Source organism: Aeromicrobium sp. WCS2018Hpa-31 (assembly GCF_031843905.1).
GTDB lineage: Bacteria > Actinomycetota > Actinomycetes > Propionibacteriales > Nocardioidaceae > Aeromicrobium.
This window is the reverse complement of the sequence record NZ_JAVTJF010000020.1, coordinates 1-5,082: the sequence shown is the minus strand read 5'-3', so window position 1 is coordinate 5,082 and position 5,082 is coordinate 1. Positions and strand designations below refer to the sequence as shown.

2 rRNA genes are annotated in these 5,082 nt (G+C 56.1%); both read right to left on the bottom strand.

Going from position 1 to position 5,082, the window contains the following annotated elements:
• Nucleotides 1-8: 8 nt before the first annotated feature.
• Nucleotides 9-3,116, bottom strand: a 23S ribosomal RNA gene (locus RQG84_RS18045).
• 337 nt (nucleotides 3,117-3,453) lie between these two features.
• Nucleotides 3,454-4,972 (bottom strand): 16S ribosomal RNA (locus tag RQG84_RS18040).
• The 16S and 23S rRNA genes sit together here, the layout of an rRNA operon.
• Nucleotides 4,973-5,082: the final 110 nt, after the last annotated feature.

The window sequence follows — 5,082 nt, the reverse complement described above, 5'->3', positions numbered from 1 at the left end:
ATCTTGTAAGAAACAAGCCCTCGGCCTATTAGTACCGGTCAGCTCCATGCATTGCTGCACTTCTACTTCCGGCCTATCAACCCAGTGGTCTGCTGGGGGCCTTACCTGGATAAACCAGTGGGAAACCTCATCTTGAAACGTGCTTCCCGCTTAGATGCTTTCAGCGGTTATCACTTCCGAACGTAGCCAACCAGCCGTGCTCTTGGCAGAACAACTGGCACACCAGAGGTTCGTCCATCCCGGTCCTCTCGTACTAGGGACAGCCTTTCTCAAGTTTCCTACGCGCGCGGCGGATAGGGACCGAACTGTCTCACGACGTTCTAAACCCAGCTCGCGTGCCGCTTTAATGGGCGAACAGCCCAACCCTTGGGACCTGCTACGGCCCCAGGATGCGACGAGCCGACATCGAGGTGCCAAACCATCCCGTCGATATGGACTCTTGGGGAAGATCAGCCTGTTATCCCCGGGGTACCTTTTATCCGTTGAGCGACGCCGCTTCCACATGCCAGCGCCGGATCACTAGTCCCGACTTTCGTCCCTGCTCGACTTGTCAGTCTCACAGTCAAGCTCCCTTGTGCACTTACACTCGAAACCTGATTGCCAACCAGGCTGAGGGAACCTTTGGGCGCCTCCGTTACATTTTAGGAGGCAACCGCCCCAGTTAAACTACCCATCAGGCACTGTCCCTGATCCAGATAATGGACCTAGGTTAGATATCTAGTTCAATCAGAGTGGTATTTCAACGATGACTCCACCCGAACTGGCGTCCGGGCTTCACAGTCTCCCACCTATCCTACACAAATTGAACCAAACACCAATACCAAACTATAGTAAAGGTCCCGGGGTCTTTCCGTCCTGCCGCGCGTAACGAGCATCTTTACTCGTAGTGCAATTTCGCCGAGTTCATGGTTGAGACAGCGCCCAAGTCGTTACTCCATTCGTGCAGGTCGGAACTTACCCGACAAGGAATTTCGCTACCTTAGGATGGTTATAGTTACCACCGCCGTTTACTGGGGCTTAAGTTCTGTGCTTCGCTTGCGCTAACACGTCCCCTTAACCTTCCAGCACCGGGCAGGAGTCAGTCCGTATACGGCGTCTTTCGACTTAGCACGGACCTGTGTTTTTAGTAAACAGTCGCTTGGGCCTGGTCTCTGCGGCCTTCAACGCTTCGTGGAGCAAGTCCACTCACGAATCCGGCCCCCCTTCTCCCGAAGTTACGGGGGCATTTTGCCGAGTTCCTTAACCATGATTCACTCGATCACCTTAGTATTCTCTACCTGACCACCTGAGTCGGTTTGGGGTACGGGCGGCTCTGAAACATCGCTAGATGCTTTTCTCGGCAGCATAGGATCACTCACTTCGACTAAATCGTCTCCCCATCAGCTCTCAGGCACATGAACGGCGGATTTGCCTACCGTTCGCCCTACGACCTTGGCCGCGGTCTACCATCGCCGCGGTTGAGCTACCTTCCTGCGTCACACCATTGCTTGCCTAGTACCAGTTCGGGTCATGCGCTCTGCTAGCCAATGCTCCCGAAGGAGCTGGAGGCTAGTTTCGGGCACTTAGCATCACTGGATTCAGCAGGGTCGCTTCAGTGCCGGTACGGGAATATCAGCCCGTTGTCCATCGACTACGCCTGTCGGCCTCGCCTTAGGTCCCGACTTACCCAGGGAAGATTAGCTTGACCCTGGAACCCTTGGTCATTCGGTGGAGGAGTTTCTCACTCCTCATTCGCTACTCATGCCTGCATTCTCACTCGTGTGGCGTCCACGGCTGGGTCACCCCGCCGCTTCGCTCGCCACACGACGCTCCCCTACCCATCCGCACACCTGGACCCCAAAGGGCCGGGTACATGTACGAATGCCATAGCTTCGGTGGATTGCTTGAGCCCCGCTAAATTGTCGGCGCGAAATCACTTGACCAGTGAGCTATTACGCACTCTTTCAAGGGTGGCTGCTTCTAAGCCAACCTCCTGGTTGTCTCTGCGACTTCACATCCTTTTCCACTTAGCAATCTCTTTGGGACCTTAGCTGATGGTCTGGGCTGTTTCCCTCTCGACTACGGAGCTTATCCCCCGCAGTCTCACTGCTGCGCTCTCACTTACCGGCATTCGGAGTTTGGCTGAGTTCAGTAAGCTTGTAGGCCCCCTAGCCCATCCAGTGCTCTACCTCCGGCAAGAAACACGCAACGCTGCACCTAAATGCATTTCGGGGAGAACCAGCTATCACGGAGTTTGATTGGCCTTTCACCCCTATCCACAGGTCATCCCCCCAGTTTTTAACCTAGGTGGGTTCGGTCCTCCACGCGGTCTTACCCGCGCTTCAACCTGCCCATGGATAGATCACTCCGCTTCGGGTCTAGATGGTGCAACTCAAACGCCCTATTCGGACTCGCTTTCGCTACGGCTACGGCCCTCGCCTTAACCTCGCTACACCACGCTAACTCGCAGGCTCATTCTTCAAAAGGCACGCTGTCACCCTTCACAAGGAAGAGCTCCAACGGATTGTATGCACATGGTTTCAGGTACTCTTTCACTCCCCTCCCGGGGTACTTTTCACCTTTCCCTCACGGTACTAGTCCGCTATCGGTCATCGAGGAGTATTTAGGCTTAACGGGTGGTCCCGCTAGATTCACACCGAATTTCAGGGGTTCGGTGTTACTCGGGGTAACGCAAAAGAGCCATGAGCTTACGTGTACGGGGGTCTCACCCTCTACGCCACGACTTTCCAGTCGGTTTCCACTTCACTCATGGTTTGTGACTCTTCGCTGATTCGGCAGAACCAGCATTGCGGCCCCACGACCCCCCAGTGACAACGCCTGCCGGCTATCACATCACTGAGGTTTAGCCTCTTCCGGTTTCGCTCGCCACTACTTCCGGAATCACGGTTGTTTTCTCTTCCTGCGGGTACTGAGATGTTTCACTTCCCCGCGTTCCCTCCAGCTGCCCTATGTGTTCAGGCAGAGGTACCTGGACTTTCCTCCAGGTGGGTTTCCCCATTCGGACATCCCCGGATCACAGGTCGGTTGTCACCTTCCCGGGGCTTTTCGCAGACTCCAACGTCCTTCATCGGCTCTCGATGCCAAGGCATCCACCATGTGCACTTAGTAGCTTGTTGTTGCTACAAGATGCTCGCGTCCACTGTGAAGTTCTCAAGATACGTTCGGTCCCACACGAGATCCGACGCCTACCCGCCCCAAGAGGCGAATGGTTCATCGGGATGTGCGGTCCAAGGGTCAAGCCGAAGCCTGATCCCTCAGGACCCAACAGTGCGCCAAGCCAAACTGCGTCCTCACGTCGAGGTTCCGTTCTCCCAGAAGGAGATGTACTGACGACGATCGATCCACAGCCGGCCAAATAGTCGACGTCCACTAGTGAGCTGCACTGCGTGGAACGAACGTCCACGTTCAGTGCAATGGACCTACCGGCGAACCGGCAGGCCAAGTGCTCCTTAGAAAGGAGGTGATCCAGCCGCACCTTCCGGTACGGCTACCTTGTTACGACTTCGTCCCAATCGCCAGCCCCACCTTCGACGGCTCCCTCCACAAGGGTTGGGCCACCGGCTTCGGGTGTTGCCGACTTTCATGACGTGACGGGCGGTGTGTACAAGGCCCGGGAACGTATTCACCGCAGCGTTGCTGATCTGCGATTACTAGCGACTCCGACTTCATGGGGTCGAGTTGCAGACCCCAATCCGAACTGAGACCGGCTTTTTGGGATTCGCTCCACCTTACGGTTTCGCAGCCCTTTGTACCGGCCATTGTAGCATGCTTGAAGCCCTGGACATAAGGGGCATGAAGACTTGACGTCATCCCCACCTTCCTCCGAGTTGACCCCGGCAGTCTCCTATGAGTCCCCACCATGACGTGCTGGCAACATAGGACGAGGGTTGCGCTCGTTGCGGGACTTAACCCAACATCTCACGACACGAGCTGACGACAGCCATGCACCACCTGTATACCGACCACAAGGGGGGCTACATCTCTGCAGCTTTCCGGTATATGTCAAACCCAGGTAAGGTTCTTCGCGTTGCATCGAATTAATCAGCATGCTCCGCCGCTTGTGCGGGCCCCCGTCAATTCCTTTGAGTTTTAGCCTTGCGGCCGTACTCCCCAGGCGGGGCGCTTAATGCGTTAGCTGCGGCACGGAGACCGTGGAAGGTCCCCACACCTAGCGCCCAACGTTTACGGCATGGACTACCAGGGTATCTAATCCTGTTCGCTCCCCATGCTTTCGCTCCTCAGCGTCAGGTAATGCCCAGAGAACCGCCTTCGCCACCGGTGTTCCTCCTGATATCTGCGCATTCCACCGCTACACCAGGAATTCCGTTCTCCCCTGCATACCTCTAGTCTGCCCGTATCGGAAGCACGCTCAGGGTTGAGCCCTGAGTTTTCACTCCCGACGCGACAGACCGCCTACGAGCCCTTTACGCCCAATAATTCCGGACAACGCTCGGACCCTACGTATTACCGCGGCTGCTGGCACGTAGTTGGCCGGTCCTTCTTCTGCGGGTACCGTCACTTTCGCTTCGTCCCCGCTGAAAGAGGTTTACAACCCGAAGGCCGTCATCCCTCACGCGGCGTTGCTGGATCAGGCTTTCGCCCATTGTCCAATATTCCCCACTGCTGCCTCCCGTAGGAGTCTGGGCCGTGTCTCAGTCCCAGTGTGGCCGGTCACCCTCTCAGGCCGGCTACCCGTCGTCGCCTTGGTGGGCCATTACCCACACCAACTAGCTGATAGGCCGCGAGCCCATCCCTCTCCGCCGGAGCTTTCCACTTCCAATCATGCAAAAGGAAGTCATATTCGGCATTAGACGTCGTTTCCAACGCTTATTCCGAAGAGAAGGGCAGGTTGCTCACGTGTTACTCACCCGTTCGCCGCTCGTGTACCACCGAAGTGGCCTTACCGCTCGACTTGCATGTGTTAAGCACGCCGCCAGCGTTCGTCCTGAGCCAGGATCAAACTCTCCGTTGAAAATGCACCCGTAAAACGGGCTACATCACTACTCGGTTTGATTCCTGAGAACTGACTGCTGACAGTCAATTGTCGGAATTTCAAAACTCGCCACAGCATCAAGACCACAA